This is a genomic window from Endobacterium panacihumi (assembly GCF_050847465.1).
Taxonomy (GTDB): domain Bacteria; phylum Pseudomonadota; class Alphaproteobacteria; order Rhizobiales; family Rhizobiaceae; genus Neorhizobium; species Neorhizobium panacihumi.
The window spans coordinates 355,967-381,381 of record NZ_JBOZRA010000003.1 but is presented as its reverse complement, the minus strand read 5'-3'; the positions used below and the strand labels follow the sequence as shown (position 1 = coordinate 381,381).

Annotated in this window: 27 protein-coding genes and 4 pseudogenes; 14 read left to right on the top strand and 17 right to left on the bottom strand. The window is 57.1% G+C overall.

The window, feature by feature from the left end:
• The first annotated feature begins 41 nt into the window (after positions 1-41).
• Positions 42-2,315 (top strand): FdhF/YdeP family oxidoreductase, encoded by a 2,274-nt coding sequence (locus ACRQ1B_RS17255; RefSeq protein WP_432295056.1) that lies wholly within the window; start codon positions 42-44, stop codon positions 2,313-2,315.
• Between the two features lie 356 nt (positions 2,316-2,671).
• On the opposite strand, the pseudogene ACRQ1B_RS17250 reads toward ACRQ1B_RS17255, so the two are convergent.
• The 3 genes and pseudogenes from ACRQ1B_RS17250 to ACRQ1B_RS17240 all read right to left on the bottom strand — a co-directional run.
• Positions 2,672-2,774: pseudogene (locus ACRQ1B_RS17250) on the bottom strand (LysR family transcriptional regulator); the annotation flags it as partial.
• A gap of 142 nt (positions 2,775-2,916) precedes the next feature.
• A complete protein-coding gene (locus ACRQ1B_RS17245; RefSeq protein WP_432295054.1) occupies positions 2,917-3,291 on the bottom strand; it encodes a response regulator in 375 nt (124 codons plus the stop codon).
• The gene (locus ACRQ1B_RS17240; protein ID WP_432295052.1) at positions 3,291-4,676 is read right to left on the bottom strand and encodes a sensor histidine kinase; all 1,386 of its coding nucleotides are present in this window, start codon (positions 4,674-4,676) and stop codon (positions 3,291-3,293) included. Before ACRQ1B_RS17240 ends, ACRQ1B_RS17245 begins: the two co-directional genes overlap by 1 nt.
• A gap of 343 nt (positions 4,677-5,019) precedes the next feature.
• Here ACRQ1B_RS17240 and ACRQ1B_RS17235 point away from each other — a divergent pair, with 343 nt between their 5' ends.
• Positions 5,020-7,569, top strand: coding sequence for an HWE histidine kinase domain-containing protein (locus tag ACRQ1B_RS17235; RefSeq protein WP_432295051.1), 2,550 nt, complete (start codon positions 5,020-5,022; stop codon positions 7,567-7,569).
• Between the two features lie 146 nt (positions 7,570-7,715).
• Here the strand turns inward: ACRQ1B_RS17235 and ACRQ1B_RS17230 are convergent.
• Positions 7,716-8,356 (bottom strand): annotated as a pseudogene (locus ACRQ1B_RS17230) (DUF47 domain-containing protein).
• A gap of 109 nt (positions 8,357-8,465) precedes the next feature.
• Here ACRQ1B_RS17230 and ACRQ1B_RS17225 point away from each other — a divergent pair.
• A complete protein-coding gene (locus ACRQ1B_RS17225) occupies positions 8,466-9,002 on the top strand; it encodes an NUDIX hydrolase (RefSeq protein WP_432295299.1) in 537 nt (178 codons plus the stop codon).
• A gap of 133 nt (positions 9,003-9,135) precedes the next feature.
• Here ACRQ1B_RS17225 and ACRQ1B_RS17220 read toward each other — a convergent pair whose 3' ends face one another.
• A complete protein-coding gene (locus tag ACRQ1B_RS17220; protein WP_432295049.1) occupies positions 9,136-9,372 on the bottom strand; it encodes a hypothetical protein in 237 nt (78 codons plus the stop codon).
• 330 nt (positions 9,373-9,702) lie between these two features.
• Between ACRQ1B_RS17220 and ACRQ1B_RS17215 the strand changes: the two genes are divergently transcribed.
• On the top strand, positions 9,703-10,632 hold the full coding sequence (locus ACRQ1B_RS17215) for a nucleotidyltransferase and HEPN domain-containing protein (RefSeq protein WP_432295048.1): 930 nt from the start codon (positions 9,703-9,705) through the stop codon (positions 10,630-10,632).
• A 158-nt stretch (positions 10,633-10,790) separates the two neighbouring features.
• Here ACRQ1B_RS17215 and ACRQ1B_RS17210 read toward each other — a convergent pair whose 3' ends face one another.
• Positions 10,791-11,447 (bottom strand): hypothetical protein, encoded by a 657-nt coding sequence (locus ACRQ1B_RS17210; RefSeq protein WP_432295046.1) that lies wholly within the window; start codon positions 11,445-11,447, stop codon positions 10,791-10,793.
• Positions 11,448-11,592: 145 nt separating this feature from the next.
• Here ACRQ1B_RS17210 and ACRQ1B_RS17205 point away from each other — a divergent pair, with 145 nt between their 5' ends.
• Entirely contained in the window at positions 11,593-12,009 is a 417-nt protein-coding gene (locus tag ACRQ1B_RS17205; RefSeq protein ID WP_432295045.1) for a BA14K family protein, read from the top strand.
• A gap of 149 nt (positions 12,010-12,158) precedes the next feature.
• Here ACRQ1B_RS17205 and ACRQ1B_RS17200 read toward each other — a convergent pair whose 3' ends face one another.
• Both ACRQ1B_RS17200 and ACRQ1B_RS17195 read right to left on the bottom strand, forming a co-directional pair.
• Entirely contained in the window at positions 12,159-12,608 is a 450-nt protein-coding gene (locus tag ACRQ1B_RS17200) for an RNase H family protein (protein ID WP_432295044.1), read from the bottom strand.
• Between the two features lie 19 nt (positions 12,609-12,627).
• Positions 12,628-13,641, bottom strand: coding sequence for an alpha/beta hydrolase (locus ACRQ1B_RS17195; RefSeq protein ID WP_432295298.1), 1,014 nt, complete (start codon positions 13,639-13,641; stop codon positions 12,628-12,630).
• Between the two features lie 427 nt (positions 13,642-14,068).
• Here ACRQ1B_RS17195 and ACRQ1B_RS17190 point away from each other — a divergent pair, with 427 nt between their 5' ends.
• On the top strand, positions 14,069-14,776 hold the full coding sequence (locus ACRQ1B_RS17190; protein WP_432295043.1) for a Crp/Fnr family transcriptional regulator: 708 nt from the start codon (positions 14,069-14,071) through the stop codon (positions 14,774-14,776).
• A gap of 9 nt (positions 14,777-14,785) precedes the next feature.
• Here ACRQ1B_RS17190 and ACRQ1B_RS17185 read toward each other — a convergent pair whose 3' ends face one another.
• Together ACRQ1B_RS17185 and ACRQ1B_RS17180 are read right to left on the bottom strand one after the other, a co-directional pair.
• On the bottom strand, positions 14,786-15,022 hold the full coding sequence (locus tag ACRQ1B_RS17185) for a DUF6894 family protein (RefSeq protein WP_306833326.1): 237 nt from the start codon (positions 15,020-15,022) through the stop codon (positions 14,786-14,788).
• Between the two features lie 38 nt (positions 15,023-15,060).
• Entirely contained in the window at positions 15,061-15,513 is a 453-nt protein-coding gene (locus ACRQ1B_RS17180; RefSeq protein ID WP_432295041.1) for a hypothetical protein, read from the bottom strand.
• A gap of 167 nt (positions 15,514-15,680) precedes the next feature.
• Between ACRQ1B_RS17180 and ACRQ1B_RS17175 the strand changes: the two genes are divergently transcribed.
• The 4 genes and pseudogenes from ACRQ1B_RS17175 (at position 15,681) to ACRQ1B_RS17160 (ending at position 18,392) form a co-directional block, all read left to right on the top strand.
• Positions 15,681-15,926 carry a DUF2188 domain-containing protein gene (locus ACRQ1B_RS17175; RefSeq protein ID WP_432295296.1) on the top strand — a complete coding sequence of 82 codons (246 nt, stop codon included), beginning with the start codon at positions 15,681-15,683 and terminating at the stop codon, positions 15,924-15,926.
• 129 nt (positions 15,927-16,055) lie between these two features.
• Positions 16,056-16,769 carry an SDR family NAD(P)-dependent oxidoreductase gene (locus ACRQ1B_RS17170; protein WP_432295040.1) on the top strand — a complete coding sequence of 238 codons (714 nt, stop codon included), beginning with the start codon at positions 16,056-16,058 and terminating at the stop codon, positions 16,767-16,769.
• A 9-nt stretch (positions 16,770-16,778) separates the two neighbouring features.
• Positions 16,779-16,997: a hypothetical protein gene (locus ACRQ1B_RS17165; RefSeq protein ID WP_432295038.1), complete on the top strand. Its 219-nt coding sequence runs from the start codon at positions 16,779-16,781 to the stop codon at positions 16,995-16,997.
• A 47-nt stretch (positions 16,998-17,044) separates the two neighbouring features.
• Positions 17,045-18,392, top strand: a pseudogene (locus tag ACRQ1B_RS17160) (IS3 family transposase).
• Positions 18,393-18,495: 103 nt separating this feature from the next.
• Here ACRQ1B_RS17160 and ACRQ1B_RS17155 read toward each other — a convergent pair.
• Positions 18,496-18,612, bottom strand: a pseudogene (locus ACRQ1B_RS17155) (damage-inducible mutagenesis protein); the annotation flags it as partial.
• A 41-nt stretch (positions 18,613-18,653) separates the two neighbouring features.
• On the opposite strand from ACRQ1B_RS17155, the gene ACRQ1B_RS17150 reads away from it, so the two are divergent.
• Together ACRQ1B_RS17150 and ACRQ1B_RS17145 are read left to right on the top strand one after the other, a co-directional pair.
• Positions 18,654-18,893, top strand: a complete 240-nt coding sequence (locus tag ACRQ1B_RS17150) for a hypothetical protein (RefSeq protein WP_432295037.1) — start codon at positions 18,654-18,656, stop codon at positions 18,891-18,893.
• Between the two features lie 29 nt (positions 18,894-18,922).
• Positions 18,923-19,222, top strand: a complete 300-nt coding sequence (locus tag ACRQ1B_RS17145; RefSeq protein ID WP_432295035.1) for a hypothetical protein — start codon at positions 18,923-18,925, stop codon at positions 19,220-19,222.
• Positions 19,223-19,321: 99 nt separating this feature from the next.
• Here ACRQ1B_RS17145 and ACRQ1B_RS17140 read toward each other — a convergent pair whose 3' ends face one another.
• The 3 genes from ACRQ1B_RS17140 to ACRQ1B_RS17130 all read right to left on the bottom strand — a co-directional run bounded on the left by ACRQ1B_RS17140 (position 19,322) and on the right by ACRQ1B_RS17130 (position 20,850).
• Positions 19,322-19,615, bottom strand: a complete 294-nt coding sequence (locus ACRQ1B_RS17140; protein ID WP_432295033.1) for a DUF982 domain-containing protein — start codon at positions 19,613-19,615, stop codon at positions 19,322-19,324.
• Between the two features lie 130 nt (positions 19,616-19,745).
• Positions 19,746-20,216 carry an Hsp20 family protein gene (locus ACRQ1B_RS17135; RefSeq protein ID WP_432295031.1) on the bottom strand — a complete coding sequence of 157 codons (471 nt, stop codon included), beginning with the start codon at positions 20,214-20,216 and terminating at the stop codon, positions 19,746-19,748.
• A gap of 397 nt (positions 20,217-20,613) precedes the next feature.
• Entirely contained in the window at positions 20,614-20,850 is a 237-nt protein-coding gene (locus ACRQ1B_RS17130) for a hypothetical protein (RefSeq protein WP_432295029.1), read from the bottom strand.
• Between the two features lie 314 nt (positions 20,851-21,164).
• Here ACRQ1B_RS17130 and ACRQ1B_RS17125 point away from each other — a divergent pair, with 314 nt between their 5' ends.
• Positions 21,165-21,716: an NUDIX hydrolase gene (locus ACRQ1B_RS17125; RefSeq protein ID WP_432295027.1), complete on the top strand. Its 552-nt coding sequence runs from the start codon at positions 21,165-21,167 to the stop codon at positions 21,714-21,716.
• A 281-nt stretch (positions 21,717-21,997) separates the two neighbouring features.
• Complete coding sequence (locus tag ACRQ1B_RS17120; protein WP_432295025.1) at positions 21,998-22,897, top strand: LysR family transcriptional regulator; 900 nt, start codon at positions 21,998-22,000, stop codon at positions 22,895-22,897.
• 33 nt (positions 22,898-22,930) lie between these two features.
• On the opposite strand, the gene ACRQ1B_RS17115 is transcribed toward ACRQ1B_RS17120, so the two are convergent.
• The 3 genes from ACRQ1B_RS17115 to ACRQ1B_RS17105 form a co-directional block, all read right to left on the bottom strand.
• A complete protein-coding gene (locus tag ACRQ1B_RS17115; protein WP_432295023.1) occupies positions 22,931-23,653 on the bottom strand; it encodes a gamma-glutamylcyclotransferase in 723 nt (240 codons plus the stop codon).
• A gap of 80 nt (positions 23,654-23,733) precedes the next feature.
• Positions 23,734-24,183 (bottom strand): Rid family hydrolase, encoded by a 450-nt coding sequence (locus ACRQ1B_RS17110; protein WP_432295021.1) that lies wholly within the window; start codon positions 24,181-24,183, stop codon positions 23,734-23,736.
• Positions 24,184-24,275: 92 nt separating this feature from the next.
• Positions 24,276-25,112: an alpha/beta fold hydrolase gene (locus ACRQ1B_RS17105; protein WP_432295294.1), complete on the bottom strand. Its 837-nt coding sequence runs from the start codon at positions 25,110-25,112 to the stop codon at positions 24,276-24,278.
• Positions 25,113-25,415: the final 303 nt, after the last annotated feature.

Sequence of the window (25,415 nt, the reverse complement as noted above, 5' to 3'; positions counted from 1 at the left end):
GCTGCGCAGCCCGATATGGAAGTCAAACAGGAGAAATTTTCATGGCGGATCATATCGCAAATCCGGAATCGGAAGGCCCTGCCGGCGGATGGGGTTCGCTGAAATCACTCGTCCGCATCTATGGCGAAACTTGGCCGACGCCCGCAGCGATTGAATCGCTTGCCCGACAGAACAAGCCGCATGGCTTCATGTGCGTTTCCTGCGCCTGGCCGAAACCTGTCAACTATCATCCCTTCGAATTTTGCGAGAATGGCGCAAAGGCGACGATGTGGGATCTTACCAACGCCCGCTGCACGCCGGATTTCTGGAATGACCATACGGTCTCCGAACTGCAGGCCTGGAAGGACCACGACCTCGAAATGACCGGCCGGTTGACGCATCCGATGCGCTACGATGGAGAAACAGACCGTTATGTCGAGGTGACTTGGGAAGAGGCCTTTACCCGGATCGGAGCAACCCTGAAACAACTGCATCCCGATGCCGCAGTCTTCTATTCCTCAGGTCACGCCGGTCTGGAGGCGGCCTATCTCTACGCGATACTCGCGAGGGTTCATGGAACAAACAATCTGCCCCAAAGCTCGAATATGTGCCACGAAACAACTTCAGTGGGACTGAATAAGGTTATCGGCTCGCCAGTTGGCACGGTGGTTTGGGAAGATCTGGAGAAAGCCGACGCCTTCTTTTTCTTCGGTCAAAACCCAGGCTCTAACAGTCCGCGTTTTCTGCATCCTTTGCAGGACGCCAAGAAGCGTGGAGCAAAAATCGTCACGTTCAATCCGGTGATCGAGCAGGGTCTGGTTTCGTTCGTGAACCCGCAAAACCCTTTCGATATGCTGACCGGCAACGAAACGGCGATATCCGACCATTATCTCCAGGTCAAGGCAGGTGGCGATATCGCCGCAATCCTCGGCCTTTGCAAGGTTGTGATCGAGGCGGACGACGAAGCTGTGGCGTCGGGCACAGACCGGGTTATCGATGTCGAGTTTATCGATACCCATACAACGGGCTTCTCAAGTTTCATCGATTGCGTACGCCAAAGTGCGTGGAATGATATCGAACGTGAAAGCGGGCTGACTGAAACAGCGATCCGCGATGCGGCGGAAGTGTATATTCGAGCCGAACGTGTGATCGGCGTCTACGGCATGGGCCTGACACAACATGCCCAGGGCGCCCTCAACGTTGCCATGCTCGTCAACCTACTTCTCTTGCGCGGCAATATCGGTCGCGAAGGCGCCGGCTGCTGTCCGGTGCGCGGCCATTCGAACGTTCAGGGCCAAAGAACCGTCGGCGTTGCCGAAAAAACCGAATTGATCCCGATGGACAAGCTCGAGGAGCTCTTCAGTTTCAATCCGCCGACGGAAGACGGCCTGACCATCGTGGATGCAGTCAAGGGAATGATTGCCGGAGACATCAAGGCGACCATCTGTCTTGGCGGAAATCTGTTGCGCGCGGTTCCCGAGCAGGGCGAGATGGAAACCGGTTGGGCAAGCCAGGATCTCACGGTGATGGTCTCGACCAAACTCAATCGCAGCCATCTTTTCCCCGGCAGACACGCCTATATTCTCCCTTGCCTGTCACGGCTCGAGATCGATGAGCAGGCAACAGGTCCGCAAGCGGTAACGACCGAAGACAGTTTTTCGCATATCTCCGGATCGCTGGGAAAACGCACTCCGGCTTCGAAATATCTGAAGAGCGAGCTCGCGATTGTCGCCGGCATTGCAAAGGCGACGCTTGCAGACAATCCAAGCCTGCGATGGGATGACTGGACGGGCGACTACGGCCTCGTGCGTGACCTGATCGAGGCAACGTATCCCGATGATTTCAAAGACTACAATCGCCGCATGTTCGAGCCTGGCGGCTTTTATCGTGGCAACGATGCCCACCAACGCGTCTGGAATACCGAGGAGGGAAAAGCAGTGTTTACGACGCCTGATCGGTTGAACGCGCTGTCCTTCGATGATGCAGAAGGACGTTTCAGGCTGGTGACGATGCGCTCTAACGACCAGTTCAATACCACAATTTACGGCTATTCCGACCGGTTTCGAGGAATTGAGGGCACGCGGGATGTCGTCTTGATGAGCGAAGCAGATATCGCAGGCGCAGGGTTGTCTGAGGGACAATTGGTTTGCCTCGTCAGCGATTTCGGCGACGGCAAACGCCGTGAATTGTCTGGCCTCAAAGTTGTCGCTCACAATTTGCCGCGCGGAACGATTAGCGCTTACTACCCCGAATGCAATGTCCTTAACGCGATCGATCATCACGACGAATTGTCAAAAACGCCTGCCTCAAAAGCGATCCCAGTACGGATCGAATGATGAGGGCGTGAGTATTGTAATTGAACTATTGTGCCGGACCGAGCGGTATTTGCGCGTCAAGGTCATTCATAGTGCTGCCGGCCTATCACAAACACAGGACACCCTGGATCCCGCTATGCGCTCAGAAGACAAACCAACACCACATATCCTTGCAATAATTTTCGTGGCTATAATGGTCGTGACAATAATCAGTGCAGGCGTATTTTTGATACTGTGAGTGGTCTTGTACGGACTCAAACCCACGACCCTGAGCGAGATAAGCTATAAATTTCCGGCTGATGTCAGTTTCCGAGAAGCGAACTTGCTGCCTCTCAAGCTGAATTTTCAACCCGGCAGTCTACTGCAGCGGCTCTGCGTCAGACCTTCAATGCGTCCACAATGACCTTGAACGCTGGCGAGTTCTGCCGCCGGCTTGGATAGTAGGAGATAGTATCCCGAAAACATCGGAGACCATTCGTCATCGGCAAACAGGTAGCTCTTGGTTGATAAGCCGAAGCCACGCTTTGTTGGGATCTGATCCACTGGCATGTCTTAAACGCCGATTTCTGATAGCGAAACTTATGTGACTGGAAATTCCGAGGGGTCACACGGTTACCAGATCTCAGTCACAGACCGCGAACTGTCCCAAGGAGGTGAGCACCTCTCTCTCAGAGTACGGCTTCCCCACGAAGCCGAGCGGTCCGAGTGGCAGGGCTGCTTCCCGCGTCCGCTCATCCAAGTTCCCGCTGACGAACAGCGACGGGATGTTCCAGCGCTCCCTTAGGGCAGCCGCAGTCTCGACACCATTCGTTCCCCGAGCGAGATTGATGTCCATGATGGCGACGTCGATCGCGCCCACGTTCTGCTCGGCAAGCGTGATGGCCTGTTGCATATGGGAGGCTTGGCCCACAACTTCGTAGCCCGCATCGAGAAGCATGTCCTCAAGATCCATCGCGAGCAGCATCTCGTCCTCGACGATCAACACACGAAGGGGCATCAGTCGCGCTCCTTCGGAAACATCACCGTCGCCTTGTAGATCGCTCCCTCCGACTGCCGGAACGTACCGTCGATCTGAGAGGCCATGCTGTTGACGAGCTTGAGTGACAGATCGGAAAGCGTTCCTTGCGCGGCATCGCTCACTTCCAGCTCCATCAGACCACCTGCGATTTCCCGGAGGGATACGTGGACGGCCGCGCTTTCCTTCAGCGCGTTCCGCATCGGCGAGCTCAGTAACTCGTTAAGAATGACGGATATCGGGATCGCACGTTCGGTCGGGAGAGATATTCCGTCGGCCGTGACCTCGATCCTGCGTGCCTTTGTCGATCCGGCAATATCAAGGCAAAGCTTGGTGATGTGATCAGACATGTCGACGGTCAGCGAATTCTGGGTCCTGTAAAGACGCTCATGAACCGAGATTATCGCCCTTACGCGAGATATCGACTCGTCGAATGCCTGCAGAACGACTGGGTTTTCCAGCCGTCGGGCCTGCAGACGAAGAGTGCTGACCACGAGCTGGAGGCTGTTCTTGACGCGATGGTTCACTTCGGAAAGGAGCTGCTCCTGTGCTTTCAAAGCCATCGACAGTTCCGCCTCGCGGGCGCGCTCGGCCGTCATGTCCATCATCACACCGATCATTCGAACCTTGCCGCTTGAAGTTCGGAGCACCTCGCCGCGCGAATTGATGTGGCGGACTTTCCCATCCGGCAGCATGATGCGGTAGTCGAAGTTCATTGCCGTCTGGTCAGGCGAGTCCAGAACGCTGGCAACAACTTCCTGAACGCGACCGAGATCATCTGGATGCATTCGCGCAAAATAAGGCTTGGCGACAGGACCGCCCTCTCCGGGATTAAAACCGAACATCACGTCGACCGCATGGCTCCTGCGCCACATGTCGGTTTCCGGTTCGTATTCCCAAGAAGCCAGATCGGCGGCATGGAGCGCAACACGCAGCCGTGCGTCCGCCTCGCGCCGCTTGACGACGCTCTCGGTCACGTCCATCGGGTTCTGGATGATGTATCGGATAGTGCCATCTTGCCCTGCGACAGGAGTATGGATCGGAGTCCAGAACTTCTGAGCAAAGCCGCCACCCGGCTGTGGAATATCGTATTGGATAACCGCCATCTCATGCGGCTTTCCCGTCGCCAGTGCGTGACGGAGTGAGACTTCGAGCGGCCCCTGCTCCACTGTGCCGACCGCGTCAGGGTTTTCCGGGAACGCCTCGAGGATGCTCCGTCCGACGATATCGTCGCGCGTGCGCTCGGTCAGGCTAAGGTAGGCATCGGAAGCCCCGACAATGAACAGATCTGTGTCGAGGACAAGATAGGGCTGCGGCATCCCCATCAGGATGGCGGCGAAATCCGTCGGTCTGGCAAGCTTATTCAAGTGATCATAATCTCCGGCCGTCCGACACCATGTGCGTATTTGATTACGTCAGGATTAAGCGGCCTGCAGCCACGTCCCCATTCCCCCGCACTTGAAACTTGAAACTTTGGAAAAGGTTTCATCCGCCAATGCGAAACTATGCAGATAGCGCGTCCTGTCATGGAACGAAATCCCGCAACCCGCCGTTTGCATGCGATTTTTCACCGAGCCGACCCCCGAAAATCTAACAAGGATTCCCTTTGACTGATCTGGAGCCCCCTCTGTTTCGTAGATGTTGCGGCATGGGCTTGCCTGTGGCAAATGTCGGCGATCCACGCCCTTCCAGGAAAGCGAGTACCGGACGTTGAGCTATGACAGAACCAAGGTCGACCTGACGAACTGCGACCGGGAACCCATACACATTCCCGGCTCCATCCAGCCGCATGGTGCAATGGTCGTCGTAGACGATGAGACGGGCCTCGTTTCCTTTGTATCGGCCAACGTCAACGAATTCCTCGGCGACACCAACCGCGACTATCATGGAACGGAACTCGCCGACGTCGTCGGAGCGAGCGTTGCGCATAACGTCGCCAACGCCGTAGCCAAGGCAGGTTCAGGGCAGATCGCTGCCGTCGTTCTCAAAGCCGATATGGGTGACAGCGGTGTCACCGCAGACATCACCGTTCACCGTTATGAAGGTCGAACATTCCTCGAGTTCGAACGCCCGGCTTCACTGGAAGACACCGAGGTGGCTCTCCACCTGACCCAGTCGCTGATGAAACGCGTCGACGCGCAGAAGGACTTCGACGGCCTGTTCCGGACGACAGCTCGCCTGATCAGGGCCATGCTCGGATACGACCGCGTGATGGTTTACCGCTTCCTGCACAACGGAGCCGGTCGCGTCGTGGCGGAGGCGAAAGAGGGGGCGCTCGAAAGCTTCATGGGGCAGCATTTCCCGGTTTCCGACATTCCTGTTCAGGCCCGTAAGCTCTATGTCCGTAACTGGGTCAGGGTGATCGGCGACGCATCCTTCGTCCCCGTGCCGCTGCAGCCGAGCATCTCCGATGAAGAGGCTCCTGTCGACCTCTCGTTCGCCCACCTGCGAAGCGTGTCGCCGATCCATTGCGAGTATCTTCAGAACATGGGTGTGGCAGCCTCGATGTCGATCTCGATCGTCGTTGACGGCGAGCTTTGGGGACTGATCGCTTGTCATCACAACACACCCAAGCATCTTTCTATCCCGTTGCGGGTCGCCACCGAGATGTTCGCTCAGTACTTCTCGCTCCACGTCGCGACCATCGAGAATCGGGCGCAGAAGGCCGCGGCTTTAGGAACACGCGCCCGACTCGACGCGATCATCGCCGGCGTCGACCCGGCCGATCCAGTGGAACTGACGCTGCGGACCAGATTGCGCGAATTTTCCTCGCTCATCGCGAGCGATGGCGCAGGCCTCTGGACGCAGGGAGAATGGGCATCATTCGGTGTCGCACCGCCTGAGGACGTGGTTCCGTCTCTCATGCAACTGATCTCGCATAAGGCGGGCCGCAACATCTGGGATACGCAGGATCTCAGAGCAGAGACCGGAAACGAAAACGCCTACGGCTCCCGCGTCGCTGGGATGCTCGCCATCCCGATTTCGGTTTCCGCTCCGGACTTCCTCGTTTTCTTCCGAAGTGAAGAGGCGCACCAGATAGAATGGGCCGGTGAACCCCGAAAGAACATCGAGCTAACCGAGTCGGGCGAGCGCCTGACACCACGCGGCAGCTTCGAGACCTGGAGGGAAGATGTCCGGCACAAGTCGGTTCCATGGACCGATGCGGATCTGGTCGTCGCCGATGCCATCCGCGGCTACGTTCGGGATGTCATGCTCTCTCACAACGACGCAACCGAGGAGCAGCGTGAGAAAACTGAAGACCAGAGGAAGCTGCTGAACTCGGAGCTGAACCATCGCGTCAAGAACATTCTGGCGCTGGTGAAGTCGATCGCAACACAAACTGGAGCGAACTCTCTTTCGGTTGATGATTACGCGAAGTCGTTCGAGGGACGGCTGCGGGCTCTCTCCTACGCACACGACCAGTCGTTTGCCGGAACCGATGGCGGCGAGTTGCGCGGCCTCATCGAAGCCGAGGCTGGCATGCACCGCTTCGCCCAGATGCCCGACAGGATCACGATCGGCGGAGATCCAGTCGGGCTCACCGAGCGCGCTTTTGGGGTTATTGCCCTCCTGCTTCACGAGATGATGACGAACGCCGCCAAGTACGGCAGCCTATCGGTTCCCTCGGGCAAGCTCGACATTTCCTGGTCAATAAATGCTGAAGGAAACTGCGAGCTCTCGTGGGTTGAGAGCGGGGGCCCGGAAGTGGTGCCGCCCACCCGGCGGGGTTTCGGATCGAACCTGATCGAGAAGACCATCTCGCACGACCTTGGCGGCACCGTCGATATCAACTTCGCGCCTGCAGGCCTCCGGGCAAGGATCATGGTCCCTGGCAAACATCTGCATGCGGTCGCCGAACGCGACGCTGGTCAGCAGTCGGACATCACCGTGGCTGACGAACTGCTTGTAGGCCTCCGAGTCTTGTTGGTGGAAGATCAAGCGCTTATCGCCATGGATACAGAGGAGCTTCTCCGGACCATGGGGGCATCGGAGGTTGTCGTTGCGGCCGATGTGGAGACTGCGCTCGACAAAATCGCCGAGACAGTTCCAGCCTGCGCTGTGCTTGATCTCAACCTCGGGTCGACATCCTCAGAGGAAGTCGCTGTTGAGCTTGAACGACGCAACGTCCCCTACGTCTTCGCCACTGGCTACCGCGACAGCATCAGCATCCCGGATCGCTTCTCCAGCGTGCCGGTCGTGCGCAAGCCTGTCGCGATGAGCGCTTTGGCCATCGCCCTTCAACAGGTCATTCCTGTCTGATGTGGACTGAAGTCAGGTGACGCTGTGAGGTCGCGCTGGCGATGGATAGAAGATGTCTTCGAGCGTCTTGGGGACGGCGGCGACACCCAGGCTTACGGTGACGGGGTCTGCTGGGACACCCAGCGGAAAGGCGAGCGAGGCGTCCATCAGACGTTCTCGATCACGATGCCGCTGATCTCATTGGCGACGTCCTCGAAACGGTCGACGACCTTTTCGAGTTCGCCGTAGATGTCGCTGCCGATCATTTAGGCCATGGCGTTGCCGGATTAGCCGTGGCGCAGGAACAAGTCCTTCAGGCCCTGATCGTGCAGGTCGTCGGAACGGCCTTCGACGCGGGTGACTTCCTCGGCGATGGTCGAAAGGCGCTGGGCATTGGTGCCGACCTTGTCGAGCAGCGGAATCGCTTCGGCGATCAGGTTGGCGGCCTTGACGATCTCGGCGCCCATTTCGCGTATCAGCGGATCGAATTCAGTCTTTCAAAGAGGCGGATGGTTTTGACAGTCTTGTGCATCATGTCGATCGCATCATCCATCGACCGGATCAGATCCTTGAAGTCGCCACGGTCGAACGGGGTGATGAAGCTGCGGCGCACGGCCAAGAGAACGTCGCGGGTAATATTGTTGGCCTGATCCTCAAACGTCACGATACGCTCGCAGTTCGCGTCGACATCAATGCCATTCAGAAGCTTGCCCAGCGCTCCGGCGGCTTCCACCACCGTCTTGGAATGTGCTCAAAACATGTCGAAGAACTTGTCGTCGCGTGGCATCAGTTTCCTGAAAACGCTCATCCTTGGCTTGATCCCTGCAGACTTTGCGACAGCATCTTAACTGTCATAAAACTGTCATAAACGCAGCTTGGCCATTGAAGCAACGATGAAAATCAGTAATGCCTCTCGGATGAAAGCTGAGAAAAAGCGGCGTAAGCAGCCACCGGCTGAAAGAAATTCGTTGCTACAGGAACTGGCAGCGATGCCCGATAGGCTGTTCAGCGGTGCGTTTCGAACCCAATGTGGCGCACTGTGCTATCGGATAGGAGCGGAGAACGGCAAGGTAGAGATCTTGCTCATCACCTCCAGAGGCACCGGTCGTTGGATCATCCCGAAAGGATGGCCCATGAAAAAGAAGAGGCCTCATGAAGCAGCCGAGATCGAGGCATGGGAAGAAGCTGGTGTGCGTGGGCGCGTAAAAAAGGCGCCGATCGGTCGATACACCTATCTTAAATGGCTTGAGAACGGTGATGTCTCGCCCTGCGTCGTTGATGTGTTTCAGGTCCAGGTGGAAAGCGTCGCGGCGGACTATAAAGAACGTGGTCAACGTCAGATGGCCTGGGTTTCTCCCGACGAGGCAGCAAGGCGTGTGCGGGAAGTCGAGCTCAAGTCACTGCTTGTTGACTTCGATCCCAAATCGAAATCCGGGAAACCTTCCTCTCGTTGACCACCCCCGCCCAAAAGAATGGTTGTCTCGGCAATTGCGCGCTTTTTCTCCGCTTTTTTCGTCTGCACAACGTGACGAAACATGACGACTTCTCGAACCTTCGCACCGGAACCGCGAAAACGGCCCGCTGCGTTCACAGCTCTCTGGAAGGAGCGGTCAGATCACATAGACCCTTGTGCTTGCCTGCGGCATCGAGAAGATCAGGCAATGATCTGTAACCCTCTCGAAACAGGGTGATCATGATCGCTGCCGCAAGTTCGCTCTCGGGGTCATCCTTGCTGACGCAATGCGTCTGCCGCCATTGCGTCAGGGCACTTTCCAGAACCTCCAGTTCGTTCGGCCCGAACGTCGTTTCAAAGAAAGCACGCATTGTCAGTCTCGCAATCCACCTATGCCCGCAATGGTTTGGATCGCCCCCGGCTTCAACACAGCGGAGCCGGCTGCCAGCGGTGGCCATTCACACGTTCGATCATTGCCACCCACTCCTTGAAAGAGGCCACCGGGCCCAAGCGATTTCAATCCGTTGGCCCTGCACTATCAAATTTACCGGTTGCAAGACAGTCGCCAATCGATTCCAATAACGTCTGGATACCGCCGGTATCGCAACGATCCCGGACCGACCAGCAACCGTCCATTCAGAACGAAGCGATATCAACCCGAACGTTGATGATGAGCATACCTTGCAGGACCATTCCGACCGATGATGAAATCCTCGCTCGACCACATGCCACCGCAGAAACAGCGCGAGCTTTCGCGTGCGTTGGAGATCCTGCATGAGGAGTTCGAAGACGCATTGAAGGATGGTACGGCCGAGTTCAAGAAGCGCGGGCGTATCCTGAAGATCATCCTGTTCGGCTCCTATGCCAAAGGCGGCTGGGTCGACGAACCCTTCACGATGAAAGGCTACAGGTCGGATTTCGATCTGCTCGTCATAGTCAACAATCGCAAGCTCTGCGACTTTGCAGAATACTGGTACAAGGCGGCCGACCGGCTGATCCGGGACCCGGCCATCCAGACGCCGATCAGCTTCATCGTGCATTCGCGCCGTGAGGTGAATGCCTACCTGAAGGAAGGACAGTATTTCTTCTCCGACATCCGCAAGGAGGGCATCGTACTTTACGAGCTTGACGACGAGGAACTCCCTGAGCCCAAACCGCTGACCGCCGAGGACCGACTGCGCCTCGCAAGAGGACATTTCGAGCAGAGGTTCTCTGAGGCGGAAACAGTATTGGAGACAGCAAGATTCCAAATCGGCAAGTCTAACGGAACACCTGATGCATGGCGGAATTGGGCAGCTTTCAGCCTCCACCAATCACTCGAGCAGGCCTACTCCTGCGTGCTTCTCACACTCACCAATTACGGCCCACCGTCCCACAACATTAAATTTCTCCGGTCGCTGGCCGAGGAACAGGACCGACGGTTGGCCGACGCGTTTCCCCGTGACCAGCACCGGGATCGGGCCTGGTTCAACACGCTCAACGAAGCCTATGTGAAAGCGCGGTACTCAAAGCATTACGAGATCAGCGAAGAAGCACTCCTATGGCTTCAGGAGCGGACCGGCATCCTGCTCGAGCTGGTAAAGACGACTTGCACCAAGCATCTGTCTTCACTGGAAAGCCAGTTGAGTTGACGGGACCCGCTCCCGGTGACAGCACGCTTCATCGAAGTCGAGTTCAAAGGACGTCACTCGCCTTTGCCCCATCCCTGCCGCTTGAGGACATGGCCACAACTCAGTTCTGACGGAGACTGGAAGGCGGCACCTGCAGTGCGTTACGGTAGCGCTGGACTTTAGAGACTGCTTTGGCCGTCGAGATCGGCCATGATAAACAACAGCCCGGCAATCATTGCAGCGTAGGCACCAAGTTCGGCGATTTCCTCGATGAGCTGCGCGACACCGCCTTCAAGAATACGGTCGAGAGGCACGAGCGGCAGGTGACCCTCGGCAGCTGTCGATACCAGCATCGCCGTCAGGGTGATCAAGAGCGACCAGATCGGTACCTGGCAGTGCCTGAGAAGGCTGATACCTGCTTTTGCCGTGGGCGTGAACGCGATCACTGCGATGCAGAGAATAATCAGACCGGTTACGACTGGAGCCACCATCGGCTTGTACCAGAGACCTCGTGACGCATAGAGAGGGCCATGCTCCCCCATGCTGGTTGGTTCAAGGAGAACGGCGCCCCAGCTCAGCTCCCGCCCGATGACGATGAGAAAGATCGGTGCGGCCGCAAGACCAAACCATCGCCCCCCGGATCTCGACCGATACGAAAACCACACGGAAGCGACCAACCCGGCGAAGAGAAGCACGACTTGAGTATTCTCGACCGGTTGGTTTTCTTGCCCCCACCAAGTCGGAAGTGAGGTCGCAAGCGGGTATGCTGAAATCAGAACCAGGATAGCGAAAATGAGGAGCGCCGAAGCTATTGAGCGGAGTACATGCGTATTCATGATGGTCCGCCTACGCTCTTTACGAGAGCGCCACAAGCTTCAGTTCGCCAAATGCATTGCTTAGCAGTCAAGCTTGTTTTGTAACCACGACAAGGAACTTATCGGCAAAATTCCCGTTTCCCGAACCTGATTTCAGGAGACCTCCATGAGAACCATCACAAAGATTGTCAGCGCGATTTCCTTGTCCACTTTGATGACCTTCACGTCGCTTGGAGCAGCGTCTGCGATGCCTGTTCCTGCCGTGTCTGCGCCGCAGATCCAAAACGTTGAACACGTGCAGTATCGCCACCATCGCCGTCACCACCGCGAGTGGCGTCATCATCGTGGCGATCGCGGCTACTACCGACATCGCCGTCACCACCGCGGCCCGAGTGCCGGCGCCGTGATCGGAGGACTCGCAGCAGGCGCGATCATCGGCGGAGCGCTTGCGGCCCCACGCCAGTCATATGGTAGCAGCCACGCCCAGTGGTGCTCGAACCGTTATCGCACCTATCGCGCATCGGATAATACCTATGTGCCGCGCGCCGGCGTTCGCGCCTACTGCAATTCGCCGTATAACTGACAATCCCACAATTCCGCACGGAACCGACAGCCTGCCATCTGGCGGGCTGTCCTCTTTTATCCGTCACCAGCATTGCCCTTGGTCGTTGCGGGATTATAGGCGTTGTCTGGATCACACAGATTGCCCGGCAGTGCCAGTGGCGCGATCAGTCAGGTAAACTGCCTTGCAAGCGTGTCAGCCCTGATATTGCCCGGCGTTTCCGCATGCCCCTTGCACCATTGGATTTCGACGCTCGCATGACGCATGAGAAGCGTGTCGAGCTCTAGCCATAGGAGAGCATTTGGAATGCTCCTGCGCCTCGCATGGGCGTTGGCCGTTATCCGGTGCCACCCGTTGTTTCGCCAGATTTTGCGCCAGCGATAGCAGCCTTCGACGACGTGGAATGAATCCGTCCAGAGCCAGACCTCCCTGCCTTTGGCGTTTTCCTCGATCCACTTCATAGCTTTCGTAACCGCGAGCAACTCGAAGCGATTGTTGTCCATTCCCTGCTCGCATCCGTTCGCCTCATGGAGCTGATCCCCGTCTTCGAATACAATGAATGCCCACCCTCCGATCCGCGATGCTGCGTTAAACGAGCCATCGCAATAAATCTGAAGCATCTTTGATGGGTCACGAGCATCACTGTGCAAGGATCGCACCGCCCAGCCGGAAAGGCGCCGAGATCGCTCCGCCAACACCGTTGAGCACCAGCGCCCCAGTCCCGGCAACCGGATTGCTGAAGCCCTGACGCAACTGCGGATAGATCGCAGCGAGCGATGCAAATCGGTCGTGGTTGGTGCCGTTGAGTGATGGGATGCTCGAGATATCGACCACCTCGATGTTCTCCTTGACCGCGAGCTCACGCGTACGGGGATCGTCAATATCGAGAGATCCGGCAGTGGCGGCTGAGCCGGCAAGGTGTTTTGAAAGTGCCAGCGCAAGATCGTCCTTGGATGCCAGCACGACAATCGGTTTCGAAAGTTTTTCGGTGACGGACAACTGCTTGCGCAGCAGGTCTATGTCGATGTCCGGAGCAGCAAGGACCATCTGATCAATAGACCGCACTGCATTCGTATTTCCAGTCAGTGACAGCTGGCGAACAGCCTCCACCGCAAGCCAAGCCCCCATACTGTGGGCGAGGATTGTTGACTTCACCCCACCCATGGAGAGGTTCGACAGAACCGCAGCCAGGTCATCCCGGGCAAAGGCAGCCGAATCCTTGTCGGCGACGTAGCCGGTCACTTCTGCCTGCGAAGGCCAATCGAACAGGATCGCGCGCTCTCCTACCTTGGAGTCCGCCGTCATCTGTGCAAGCCTGAACAGAGCCTCTTGATGGCTGTAATTATAGCCATGAACGAATATGCCGGCGTGACCGTAAGCGGGAGACCTTGCGGAACCGCGAGCCAGGACTGCAAACTCCGGCGCCGTCAGTTCCCGTCTTGCAACAACAGCGAAAGTGGTCCGCGGATCTGGCTTGGATGTCGGCCACTCGATCTTGGAGGGGCGGTGGCCTGGAGGGATCGAAACTGTGACTTCCGCATAGCGTAATGTGTCGCCCCTGCCCGCCGTGTACGCACCCGGCCTGCTCTGATCAGGGACGCGATCGGTTGCGACAAGGATCGAGACGGCTGCGGCCTGCGCGACAGGTGTCACAATGGTCAATGTCTCGGGACCCGGACGGGCGCAAGAAGTCAGCGTGAAAATTGTGATGGAAAGCGTGACTAGGCGGCGCAACGGAAACGAGCTCGTGATTCTGACGTCAGCAATCTAATGGGAACCAGTTTTCGGGGAAGTGGCAAGTTCGCCAAAATGCCGCTATCTCCACCGCTTTTGCGCCCCCCCCCGCAACCGCTCACCAGTCCCACCCGGTCATCATTTACGAGAAACGGGGGCTGCCAAACCTCTCATAACTGCGCATTCAGCTCTCTCAGTAGCCCTTTAGGCTCATGCCTGCCGCTATCTGGCGGGTCAAGACCTCGGACTGGCGTTGACCCGATAGCAAGCAGTTATCCGTATTTCATCGCATTCGGTGGAACCGCAATGCCGACAGTGGGTTGACCGGGCAATGGAGACCTACACGATGTCTATTCGCTCTCGCAACAACAAGCTGCTGAATGCGCTGCCAAGCGGCGACCTCAGTTCGATTGCGTCACAACTTGAGCCTATCGCCCTACCTCGTGGGGAGATGCTCGCCTCTACGGGAAATCCTATCGAGCACATCTATTTCCTGTCTGATGGGATTGGGTCCGTATTTGCCCGCACGCCAGAGGGGCATACTGCCGAGGTGGGCATCTTCGGCTATGAGGGCTATATCCCGAGCTCCGCCGCCGTCGGCTCCGAACTCAGCTCATACGACATCGTGGTTCAGGTCGACGCTGAAGGGCATCGTATAGGCTACGAAAGCTTCCGATCAGCGATGCAGAACAATCGGCATTTCGCGCTCGTCATGGTTCGTGCGATCGAGACGTTTGCCGTCCAGGTCGCTTATACTGCCGTGTCGAATGCAGTTCATGACGTGAATGAGCGGCTGGCCCGCTGGCTTCTCATGTGCGACGATCGCGTGGTCGGCGACGAGATCGCCATAACACATGACTTTCTCGCTCGCATGTTGGCTGTGAGACGACCCAGTGTCACAACCGCTCTCCATATTCTGGAGGGAAATGGTTTCATAAAATCGGAACGTGGCCTCATCACGATGCGCAATCGTGTGGGGCTCGAAGAGTTCGCTCACGACGCTTATGGCCGCCCGGAGGCGGAGTACCGCCGCCTCATGGCCGACCTGTTTTAGGCAACTCCGTCATTCAAGCCGCAGGACCGACTTTAAGGGCAGGCTGTGAACAACCTCGCCGTCTGCCGTGGTGATCTTGAAAGCGTCACCGTCAACGATATCGCCGTGCCTGACTTTCTCCGCAAGCAGTTCTCTCGCTGCCAGGACCGCTTCGTGAATCGCTTGCTGCAAAGTTTCGAACTCCGCACCGTCGGGATCTTCCTCCAGAACGTCATGTCTTTGAATATTGAAAAAGTATCTTGTCATTCCAGGCCATCTTACCGGAGTTTCGGGGCACTCGCCGATCAAAGCTGTGTCGGCTTGATCAGGTCAACGACAGTCTCCCCGTCGAGGACGCCTCGTGTCAGATCAACCCGTCCGTTCTCCAACTCGATCACGGTGTAGAGTTTCTCATCCCTGAAGGCGCTGGCACTTCTCGTCGTGACATCGTCGGCCGGAGCAGCGTCGATTTCTTGAAAATCCAGCTCCAATCCAGTTGCAACGATCCTGGCATCGCCTGCGGTACGCGCCGCGACCGTGACGACGCCCATTGAAGGGGAATTGTCCCAGCGCGGATCGGAAGGAGCCGCTGTCGGTTCGAGGCGGTAGACGTTGAGAACCTCGCTAGCCTTTCCTTGAGCTTCCAGACGTGCGACGTCTTCCCGCTGTGCTCGACTTTCGACCGAACCGCCGAAATTTGTCGCGGTCGTACCAGTGTTGGCGTGGGACACGCCGCCGCTTTGCGTCGCATTAGACATCGCAGTCTCCTCTCAATGACGTTTGTCATGTGGCAGAACCGACCGCGGCAAAAGGTGTTCCCACCGACCTATCGACCGGGCAACAATCTTTTTCAGAACCGCTTGTTGCAGCGTCAACGGAACCGGCGACGCGCGGCAACGTTTGTCAAAACAACACGGCGATTATTATGGCAAATGTGACATATCACGTGGCAGAACACGATGGAGGCTTTGCGTACAGGGTTGATGACGTCTGGTCCGAACCGTTCCCGTCCCATGGAGATGCGCTCGCAGCCGCGAACGACGCAGCACAGCGCCAGCAGATCGGCGGCGACAGTGTTGAAATCCAGTTTCAACTGGCTGACGGTCGTTGGCAGACACAGCATGTCGAAGGCGGTGATCGACCGGAAACGGATGTCGTTGACGACGCCTAAGGCCGTCCGTCGCAACGGACGAACCCTATGCTAAGGGCCACCACTCTTCTCGGCATCAAGCTACCGCCCACAAGACGTCGACCGGCCGGCCTATCACAACGGCAGATTTGCCTGTAATCTGGGGACCTTATGAGCATTGATTTTGCAACACCCATCCCGCAGTCATTGCCCAATGGCTTCAACGCCGTCGTGATCGGTGCAAGCGGAGGGATCGGATCGGCAATCTTCGATCGTCTCAAAACTCATCCCAACATTGGCGACCTCAATGGCCTGTCTCGAAGCCAAAACGGTTTCGATCTTCTGGATGAGACGAGCATCTCGGTGTCGGCCAAACGCCTATCAGGCAAACCCATACATCTCTTGGTTTGCGCAACCGGTGTCCTGACTGTGGGTGATCGTGGACCAGAAAAGGCCCTTCGGGAAATAGATCCCGAAATCATGCTCGAGCAATTTCGGGTGAATGCAGTCGGAGCTGCACTCGTCGCGAAACACTTCCTGCCCCTGCTGGACAAGCAAGCGCGGTCAATCGCATTCTTTCTTTCAGCGCGCGTTGGATCGATCGGTGATAACCGCCTGGGCGGCTGGATTTCATATCGGTCATCCAAGGCTGCGCTCAATCAAGTGGTGAAGACGGCATCCATCGAGATTTCACGCACGCATCCTCACACAGTCATCGCTGCGGTGCATCCCGGCACCGTCCGCACATCGTTATCAAACCCATATTCGGGGAGACATGCGACGGTCAGTGCAGACGAAGCAGCCGCATCAATCCTGAAAGCAGTTGACGGATTGACCGAGACCGGACGTTACATTGCCTATGATGGAAGCGAGATCGAATGGTAGGCAGCCGACATGACATTAGGTGAACTCATTGAAAGCTATCGCCCTCACCTTCTCGACGAAACCGTCTCGATGCAACGCAGTTGGGAAGACACTTTCAAATACGCATTAAAGGTCTTCCCTGCAAACACGCCACTGGACAGCTTCGACCTGCGAGTGCTCGAAGCTCAGATGTCGGCATCCGGGATTTGTCCCGGATCAGCGCCCATGAGACAAAACTGGCTTAATTGAGAAGAGAGGATTTTCGGCTCATCGTAGCTCCATCGAAGGAAGCAAAGATGAGACAGAAAACCGGGCCACAGACATCGGCGGCCGAGAAGACGATCAAGGACATCCGCCGCGCGACGCGCAAGCACCATTCGGCCGAGGACAAAATCCGCATTGTGCTGGAAGGCTTGCGCGGCGAAGACAGCATCGCCGCGATTTGCCGTCGCGAAGGGATCGCCGAGAGCCTGTATTATAGCTGGTCGAAGGAATTTCTCGAAGCAGGCAAGAAACGGCTTGCCGGTGATACCGCTCGCTCGGCGACCAGTGACGAGGTGAAGGTGCTGCGCCGTGAAAGCCGCGACCTGAAGGAGGCGCTGGCCGACCTCACCCTGGAAAACCGCCTGCTCAAAAAAAGCATGATCGGGGATGGGGGCGACGAAGAATGAGATACCCCGCCACGGAAAAGCTCGAGATCATTCGGCTGGTGGACGAATCCCATCTGCCTGCCAAGCAAACCCTCGATAAGCTCGGCATCCCAAGACCGACATTCTATCGTTGGTATGATCGCTTCCAGACCCACGGCGTCGAGGGGCTGGAAGACCGGACGTCCGCGCCGTCGCGGGTCTGGAACCGTATTCCCGACGATGTCCGCGACCGCATCGTTACCATGGCGCTCGATCACGCCGACCTGTCGCCGCGCGAGCTGGCGGTGAAGTTCACCGACACGGAAAGCTATTTCGTGTCAGAGGCTTCGGTCTACCGCCTGCTCAAGGCCCATGACCTGATCACCTCGCCAGCCTACATCGTCATCAAGGCCAATGACGAGTTCAAGGACAAGACAACGCGGCCGAACGAGATGTGGCAGACCGACTTCACCTACCTGAAGGTCATCGGCTGGGGATGGTTTTACCTGTCCACCATCCTCGACGATTATTCCCGCTACATCATCGCCTGGAAGCTGTGCACCAGCATGAAAGTGGACGACGTCACCGATACGCTCGACCTGGCGCTGGCTGCCTCAGGCTGCGATAAGGTCAAAGTGGAGCACCGACCGCGCCTTCTGTCCGACAACGGCCCGTGTTACGTCGCATCCGATCTCGGTGAATGGCTGGAGAAATACAAGATCGATCAGGTCCACGGCGCTCCCGGCCATCCGCAAACGCAGGGCAAGATCGAACGCTGGCACCAGACGTTGAAGAACCGCATCCTGCTGGAGAACTACTTCTTCCAGGAGGACCTCGAAGCTCAGATCGCGGCATTCGTCGAGCACTACAACGCCGATACCACGAGAGCATCGACAATCTCACGCCCGCCGATGTCTACTTCGGACGCGGCCAGACCATCCTGCTCGAACGCGAAAGGATCAAACGAGACACCATTAGACAGCGCCGCTTGAACCACCACGCCAAAGCGGCTTAAATCAACCCGCTAACCGAGCCGGAAGCTCCAATCTTCCAAAGCCAAAAAAGTCTCAAATCATTCGACGACGGACACCGTATAACAGCGCCTCCTCCATGCTCGCAGCGACATCCTCCTCCATGCTCGCAGCGACATCCTCCTCCTTGTCGCTTTCGACGAAGATCACCCGCTTGGGATGAAGCCCAGCCTGAGCCAGTGCCGGGAAGAACAGATCGGGCCTTTGGTGCGTGCAGCGATTCCGGCTGCAAACAGCAGGCTCCTATGGACTCGATAGACCGACACTCGCGTAAACGTTCACAGCTCTCCGGCCGCTACACCGACAACGGCATTACCGTCATCGTGGAAATCTTCAGACCCTCAGACAGCGCCGCTTGGCGTATGGAAGTAACGAGCCTAGGGGAGCAGGCCACAGACTGGAATGAAGCATTCGCTTCCGATCAGGAGGCTTGGGACGAGTTCATCTATGTCGTGAACACCGAGGGCATCACGGTTTTTCTGTAGCCTCACCGACATCTTTGGGAATTGCTGAGTTGACGATCGACGGTGAAAAACGACGGATGATCTTCGAGCGCGCCCGCCAGAAAGGGTTGGCGAGAGGAATGCCGATCGACGAGGATCCCGAGTTTCTGACGTCGGTGGAACTGTGGGTACTTGGCGAGATCGAGATGTCAGAGCTCCGATGCCGCTACAACAGCCTAGTCACGCAGCGGGCAAGATGGTATAGATCCCTGCGGCAGGCTCATAGCGCGCAGGTTGATGCGACCGGCCCACAGGATGGTCTCTTGACCGAGACACAGGGCGGGGACGTAATCCTGAGAGATGACGACTGATATCGCCATCTCTGCCAACGGGCTTCATCGTACTCGGCAGCAGGCGACAAAACAGATCCAGCGGTGCGGATCCGACAATGCTTTCAGCATTGGAAGCCGTTACATTCCACCGATTTTAGCGCTCGTGTCACGGCGAAGGTGCGGCGGCACATCGGCGAGTTCGGCGAGCTTGCCGTTCTGTTTCAAAAACACTCGAAAGTTCTCGCGAACGGCATCGATCGGCCAATGGCTTCCTGCCGCCTCGCGGCAGTATCGAAGAAGAGTGTCGTAGGCGAGATTTCGCTTCTCTCGCGGCCACTCATCGAGGAAATCGAAGACATCATCCAGGCCGGTAATCTCTTGCACGAAATACCGGCGCTGCGCGTAAAGCGGTTTGTCAAACAGAGCAAGCATCTTTCTACCTCTTTCTGTGCCCTGCATTGCTAAGCCGGCCCGGGAAGGGCCGGCCGTTCGGGGGCGGCATCAGCCACTGTCCCGAAGGCTTCGAGCAATGGGCGTGACGTCGGCACGACCGAGAGTTTGATCAAGCGACCTGACGGTCGGTCTCCAACCGTAGCGGTTCACTCGTGGCTGAAGCAACGCCAATCTCGATCTTCCGCGGCTTCATCGCCTCTGGCACTTCGCGTTTGAGACTGATGGTCAGCAGACCGTTTTTCAGGTCAGCACCCTCCACCCTCACATGGTCGGCAAGCTCAAACTTGCGCTCAAAGGAACGACCAGCGATGCCGCGATGAAGATATTCACCCTGCAGCTCTTCTGCTTTCCCGCCTTTGATCACAAGGACGTTGCGTTCCTGTGTGATGTCTAGGTCACCGTCGCCAAATCCGGCCACCGCCATCGTGATGCGATAGTCGTCCTCACTGGTCTTGACGATGTCGTAGGCGGGCCAGGTCTCGGTTGCGTTGAGACGCTGCGTATTGCTGAGCAGATTGAGGACTCGGTCGAAGCCGATGCTCGAGCGATAGAGGGGTGCAAAGTCAAGTTCAGTTCTCATAACCATATCCTCCGTAAAGCAACATGGAAGGAGCGGAATCCACCGCTTCCCACATCAGCCGACCCCGCACTGGGCGGCCGGCGCCGAACGATTTGGTTTTTAGAATTTCGCTGTTCAAGACCCTTTTGAAATTTCTTTGTCGATAAGATCGACGTCTTGCAGGGCAACTTTCTCCGCCTATCTCGAAGCCCGTACCACTCTCGGGAGCACAAGGATGAACGAACTAGGACTCAGCGACAACTTTGATGCCGCAATTGAATTTTTACCACCTCATCACGCCGATGAAGACGAGAGCATCTCGTGCGCCTGCTGTCGTCGTCTACAGCCGCGCGTATTAATGGACGAGGATGGATGCGGGATTTGCGATGATTGTCTTGCACCGTAGTCCACGCTACGCTTACGAACGCTCCTCGCGATCTGCGGGGGGCACCTGCGCAAGATGATTTGCCAGGCCAGGGTCGTCAGATAGGTATTTCTGGAATTCCAGTTCTGTCATCCGGCCTGCGCGATAGGCCGCAATGATTTCCTGCTGCTCGACAGTCATGGTTTCCTCGCTACTCCCGTCTGGAGAAATGACACCGAGTTCTGCTAGAATGCTGCTCATCACGCCGCTATTTTCTTTGCCATCCTGCATAAACGCGTCTCCCATTTGCTGACATAACCGACAGTGTGACGCACAGTTCCCAAGTGCATGTCGGTCGCGAGCCTCACGCCTGATGATTGAGGAGACGCGCCATCCGAGTGATCACCTTGCGCGTTTCACGGCCGAACGGCTGAGGAGTGGCACTTACGGCCGGACCAAAGCTTGCATTGTGAGTGAGGCAAAGTCCGCCAAGGCGGTTTCGGTGCTTTGTCAATTCGCGGCTTCGCAGCCAGCATAAAACTTCAACTCGATCATTACCAAGTCAATTCAGCGCTCTATTTCACAATCGAACGGGAGAAGACTGAATGGGTGTGCGCAAAAAAGTCACCAAGCTTCTGGCGAAGCTTCCAAAAACGGGACGCCGATCGACCGAACAAGCCGGGGCCATTTGTTGGAGGGTGTGCAGCGACCAGATCGAGGTCTTGCTGATCACGAGCAAGGATACGGGTCGCTGGGTTATACCGAAAGGCAATATCCGACGGCGTGAAGCGTCTTTTAGAGCCGCACAACGCGAGGCACTCGAAGAGAGCGGCGTGTCCGGAAAGATCAGAAAAACGACCGTCGGCCACTATCGTTACCCGAAAGACGGAGAGATGGCGCTGATGGTAGCCGTGCATTTGCTTAAATGCTCGGAAGAAACCGATGCCTTTGCCGAACAGGGACAGCGCAGCAAGATATGGGTATCGCCGGCAGCCGCAGCCGTCATGGTCGAAGAACCTGAGCTGCGCGAGATTTTTTCGACTATAGATCGACGGACGGTCTTGGCGTCACAAGATCGGAACGCGAGTGGTGTAAAGGAACGCTCGGTCTCCATGTCCGAGAAAACACTAGGGCCACAGAGCATTCTCGTTGCCTGAACTTGAAACCGGCCACAGACGCTGTGACGATCGCCGTGGCAATCAACACGCCATCCTTCTAGTCCGAGATTGCTATCAGGCCTCGCAATCCAACTACCGGACAACAAGCTCAGTACGTGCACTCTCGAACGCCGATCTTCCCGTGCCATCCAAGTCATGATGTGGGCGAGTGGCTCTCCGTGGACAGAACTTAGAAAATAGGCTTTGAGGACGGACTAGCTACGCCCAATGACTAAACAGTAAGAAGTACCGATTCCAAACTCCTCGAAGTGAAACATTCCATGAATGACTACAAGGCGCTCCGCACCTTCCTGCTTGCCGCGGAAAAGAGAAATTTTGCTCAGGTTGCCCGCGAACTGGACATGACACCCGCCGCCGTCACTCGCGCAATCGCCGCGCTGGAGGCGGAGCTGGGCGTGCAACTGTTCGTACGCACCACAAGACAGGTTTCACTGACGACCGATGGTGCAATCTTCGCCGCCCAGATCCAGCCCGCGGTGAAGACGCTCGAAGACGCGCGACGCGATGTGATGAATGCACATAAGGCGGACGAAGGACGCTTGCGGATCAGTGCGCCAACATGGTTTGGCAAGACGGTGCTTCCGCCAATCCTGTCGGGCTTCAAAGAACGCTATCCGAAGATGAGCTTCGAGATCTCGCTGTCTGATGGTCTGGTGAACATCGTCGATGACGACTACGATCTCGCGATCCGCATCTCGTCCCAGCCCTCGGACAAGTTCACGATCTGGCGTAAGATCCGAAAGGTCCCGCGCATCCTCGTGGCCGCACCGGGCAGTCGTTTCGCGGACATGCAGCATCCCAACGAGCTGAAGCCCGACGATTGCCTTGCCTACAGCGGGGAAAGCCGACGCGAAAACTGGGTCTTGTCCGACGGCGGATCAAGTATTAGCGTTTCTGCGGGCCGTGCGTTCAGCGCCAATAGCGGTGAGGTTCTTGCCGACATGGCCGCCGACGGAGCAGGCGTGGCCCTTCTGCCAGGTTTCAATATCGCGGACCATATTCGAGCTGGCCGCCTCGTTCATGTTTTCAAAGGGTGGTCGCCGCCTGATCTTTGGCTGACGTTGTTCTATCCGCCCTATCAGGCTCTACCACCCCGCATTGCTTCGTTCTCGAAATTCTTCGAGGAGCAGGTAGCTGCGCACATGGTGATGTTGGACTGATAGGGTGCGGGGTTGGTCGGCCCTTACGTCGGATCAGGTCCGCGACGGAAGAGCATCCAGCCTCTCCGCAACGAGTTCCTGTAACTTCCAGAGGTTCCGGTCAAAGATCCTACGTTCCGCCAGATCGAGAACCGTCCGATGCAAATATTCCGCGCAGGATCCAGCGGGGCCACATGCCTGGGCAATCAATCTCGCGGCCTCATCAAGGGGCACCTTCTCCGTCAACCGGCACCGTTTTGGACTAGCCCAGAATGTCAACGCTCGACGTGTACCTGTCGGTGTCCTCACATTAACCCAGCACACCATATCGCAAACCTCGGCATAGCGGATTTCGCGGGCGAGCAGTGTACGCAGATCTTCTTTCTTGGTCGCGCAGGGAAGCTTGAGGATTAGACCGGAGCAGCTTCCTCCTGGCTGAAGCGCCAGCATGAGACCTGGCGCATTGGAGGTGGCACGGAGACGCTCGATCCTGAGCGAAAACGCCCGGTGCCAGCCGAATGCCACAGCCTTATTGCTTGCCGCCACATCGAACCCGGGATTCCACATCAGGGAACCATAAACGAATACCCAGATTTCTTCATCGCCAGCTTCGTCCCCGACTCGCCGGACGAGTTCGTCGAGCTGATCGGACGAGATAGGTGTCCAATTTGGCTCCGGCCCTTCTTCTTCAACAACTCTCAACGTCCTGGCAACGAGATCGGGAGTCAGGCGCAAAGTGCCAGGCAGGCGGATTTTGCTGGAAGATGTTTTCGACATCTGCAAACTCACTTAACAATCCCACAGCCGCCGAAGCGTTCTCGCCTCGGCGGTTTCTTCGCAGCTATTTTACGAGGTGGCTACGCGTCGACGACTGCGCGAAAGGTGATCTCAACGATCTGTTCCGGGAAGGCTAATGCGGTCACGCCGATCAGGTTGCTGGCAACGGGCGGGGTTTCCGTTCCGTACATTTCCTTGCGGACCTTGGATCCGGCTACGAATGCGCTCGGAACGTCCAGGACAAAAAGTGTTTCTTCAACGACATCGTCGAGCGTGGCGCCGAACTCGGCAAGCAGCTTCTTGGCATTGACGTACGTCTGACGAATCTGGTCTTCCATCTGCGTGAAGTCGATAGGTCTGCCTTCTGCATTAAGAACGGCCGGCGCGACGAGCTTACCGTCGCCGTCATGGCTCAACTGCCCCGAGATATAGATCGTGTCCTTAACTTGCAGGGCCTGCACATATCCGAAAGCCTGTTCCCAGGCGACGCCGTGATTTGCGATTTTCTTGGTAATCCGGGTAATCGTCATGTTCGTTTCCAGTTCTAGGTAGCGATAAATCCGCGGAGGAGTGCTGTAAGACGGCGGATACGTGGGAGGCCGCACCCGCCGACCAGTGACGATCAAGCCTGTACGAAAGCCAAAAGATCGGCGTTCAGCACATCTGCATTCACCGTCAGCATGCCGTGCGAGAAGCCGGGGTAGGTCTTCAGCGTGCCGTTCTTCAGAAGCTTGGCAGACTTCAGAGCGGAATCCGCGATCGGAACAATCTGGTCGTCTTCGCCGTGAAGGACCAGCGTCGGCACGGTGATCGCCTTCAGGTCTTCCGTCTGGTCTGTTTCGGAGAAGGCCTTGATGCCGTCATAATGGGCATTTGCGCCGCCCATCATGCCCTGACGCCACCAATTCTGGATCACGCCTTCCTGCACCTTGGCGCCGTCACGGTTGAAGCCGTAGAACGGACCGGCCGGAACATCGCGGAAGAACTGCGCGCGGTTGGCAGAGAGCGCCGAGCGGAAACCGTCGAACACTTCGATCGGCAGGCCTTCCGGGTTGGATTCGGTCTTCAGCATCACCGGCGGAACGGCGGAGACGAGAACGGCCTTGGCGACGCGGCCGGTCTTCTGGCCGTGCTTGGCGACATAGCGAGCAACTTCGCCGCCGCCGGTGGAGTGGCCGATATGGACTGCATTCTTCAGATCCAGATGTTCGACGACGGCGAATGCGTCGGCTGCGTAATGGTCCATGTCGTGACCGTCAGCAACCTGGGCTGAGCGGCCATGGCCACGGCGGTCATGGGCGACAACGCGATACCCCTTGGAGAGGAAGAACAGCATCTGCGCATCCCAATCGTCGGACGACAGCGGCCAGCCGTGGTGGAAAACGATCGGCTGAGCGTCCTTCGGACCCCAGTCCTTGTAGAAGATTTCAACGCCGTCCTTGGTGGTTACATAAGCCATGGTCTTGTTTCCTTCGGTGGGGTGTTTGGTGGATGCAGCATTGGCTGCGAAGCCGAGAGCGGGAGACAACGTCACCGCGGCTGCAGCTGCACCTGCGGTCAGCAACGCGTTCCGGCGTGTCATAGAAGTGAAGGTCGTGGTCATCGCGCGTCCTGCAATTTCGTTAGTGAAAACTTCAGGCGACGCTGTGTTCGTCTGACAGGGGCGATATTGCCGTCAGCAGGGCACATCCACAATTGAGAGAATGATATCGAATTCATTGCGGCTAGCGAAACAATGAGGAGCGGACGTGCAGTTGAACAC

What these genes read in the sequence shown, in the direction of transcription:
- ACRQ1B_RS17255 (WP_432295056.1), top strand. Translation starts at nt 42, where the DNA reads ATGGCGGATCATATCGCAAATCCGGAATCGGAAGGCCCTGCCGGCGGA.
- ACRQ1B_RS17245 (WP_432295054.1), bottom strand. Translation starts at nt 3,291, where the DNA reads ATGCCCCTTCGTGTGTTGATCGTCGAGGACGAGATGCTGCTCGCGATG.
- ACRQ1B_RS17225 (WP_432295299.1), top strand. Translation starts at nt 8,466, where the DNA reads ATGAAAGCTGAGAAAAAGCGGCGTAAGCAGCCACCGGCTGAAAGAAAT.
- ACRQ1B_RS17220 (WP_432295049.1), bottom strand. Translation starts at nt 9,372, where the DNA reads ATGCGTGCTTTCTTTGAAACGACGTTCGGGCCGAACGAACTGGAGGTT.
- ACRQ1B_RS17215 (WP_432295048.1), top strand. Translation starts at nt 9,703, where the DNA reads ATGATGAAATCCTCGCTCGACCACATGCCACCGCAGAAACAGCGCGAG.
- ACRQ1B_RS17210 (WP_432295046.1), bottom strand. Translation starts at nt 11,447, where the DNA reads ATGAATACGCATGTACTCCGCTCAATAGCTTCGGCGCTCCTCATTTTC.
- ACRQ1B_RS17205 (WP_432295045.1), top strand. Translation starts at nt 11,593, where the DNA reads ATGAGAACCATCACAAAGATTGTCAGCGCGATTTCCTTGTCCACTTTG.
- ACRQ1B_RS17200 (WP_432295044.1), bottom strand. Translation starts at nt 12,608, where the DNA reads ATGCTTCAGATTTATTGCGATGGCTCGTTTAACGCAGCATCGCGGATC.
- ACRQ1B_RS17190 (WP_432295043.1), top strand. Translation starts at nt 14,069, where the DNA reads ATGTCTATTCGCTCTCGCAACAACAAGCTGCTGAATGCGCTGCCAAGC.
- ACRQ1B_RS17185 (WP_306833326.1), bottom strand. Translation starts at nt 15,022, where the DNA reads ATGACAAGATACTTTTTCAATATTCAAAGACATGACGTTCTGGAGGAA.
- ACRQ1B_RS17180 (WP_432295041.1), bottom strand. Translation starts at nt 15,513, where the DNA reads ATGTCTAATGCGACGCAAAGCGGCGGCGTGTCCCACGCCAACACTGGT.
- ACRQ1B_RS17175 (WP_432295296.1), top strand. Translation starts at nt 15,681, where the DNA reads ATGGCAAATGTGACATATCACGTGGCAGAACACGATGGAGGCTTTGCG.
- ACRQ1B_RS17170 (WP_432295040.1), top strand. Translation starts at nt 16,056, where the DNA reads ATGAGCATTGATTTTGCAACACCCATCCCGCAGTCATTGCCCAATGGC.
- ACRQ1B_RS17165 (WP_432295038.1), top strand. Translation starts at nt 16,779, where the DNA reads ATGACATTAGGTGAACTCATTGAAAGCTATCGCCCTCACCTTCTCGAC.
- ACRQ1B_RS17150 (WP_432295037.1), top strand. Translation starts at nt 18,654, where the DNA reads ATGGACTCGATAGACCGACACTCGCGTAAACGTTCACAGCTCTCCGGC.
- ACRQ1B_RS17140 (WP_432295033.1), bottom strand. Translation starts at nt 19,615, where the DNA reads ATGCTTGCTCTGTTTGACAAACCGCTTTACGCGCAGCGCCGGTATTTC.
- ACRQ1B_RS17135 (WP_432295031.1), bottom strand. Translation starts at nt 20,216, where the DNA reads ATGAGAACTGAACTTGACTTTGCACCCCTCTATCGCTCGAGCATCGGC.
- ACRQ1B_RS17130 (WP_432295029.1), bottom strand. Translation starts at nt 20,850, where the DNA reads ATGCAGGATGGCAAAGAAAATAGCGGCGTGATGAGCAGCATTCTAGCA.
- ACRQ1B_RS17125 (WP_432295027.1), top strand. Translation starts at nt 21,165, where the DNA reads ATGGGTGTGCGCAAAAAAGTCACCAAGCTTCTGGCGAAGCTTCCAAAA.
- ACRQ1B_RS17120 (WP_432295025.1), top strand. Translation starts at nt 21,998, where the DNA reads ATGAATGACTACAAGGCGCTCCGCACCTTCCTGCTTGCCGCGGAAAAG.
- ACRQ1B_RS17115 (WP_432295023.1), bottom strand. Translation starts at nt 23,653, where the DNA reads ATGTCGAAAACATCTTCCAGCAAAATCCGCCTGCCTGGCACTTTGCGC.
- ACRQ1B_RS17110 (WP_432295021.1), bottom strand. Translation starts at nt 24,183, where the DNA reads ATGACGATTACCCGGATTACCAAGAAAATCGCAAATCACGGCGTCGCC.
- ACRQ1B_RS17105 (WP_432295294.1), bottom strand. Translation starts at nt 25,112, where the DNA reads ATGGCTTATGTAACCACCAAGGACGGCGTTGAAATCTTCTACAAGGAC.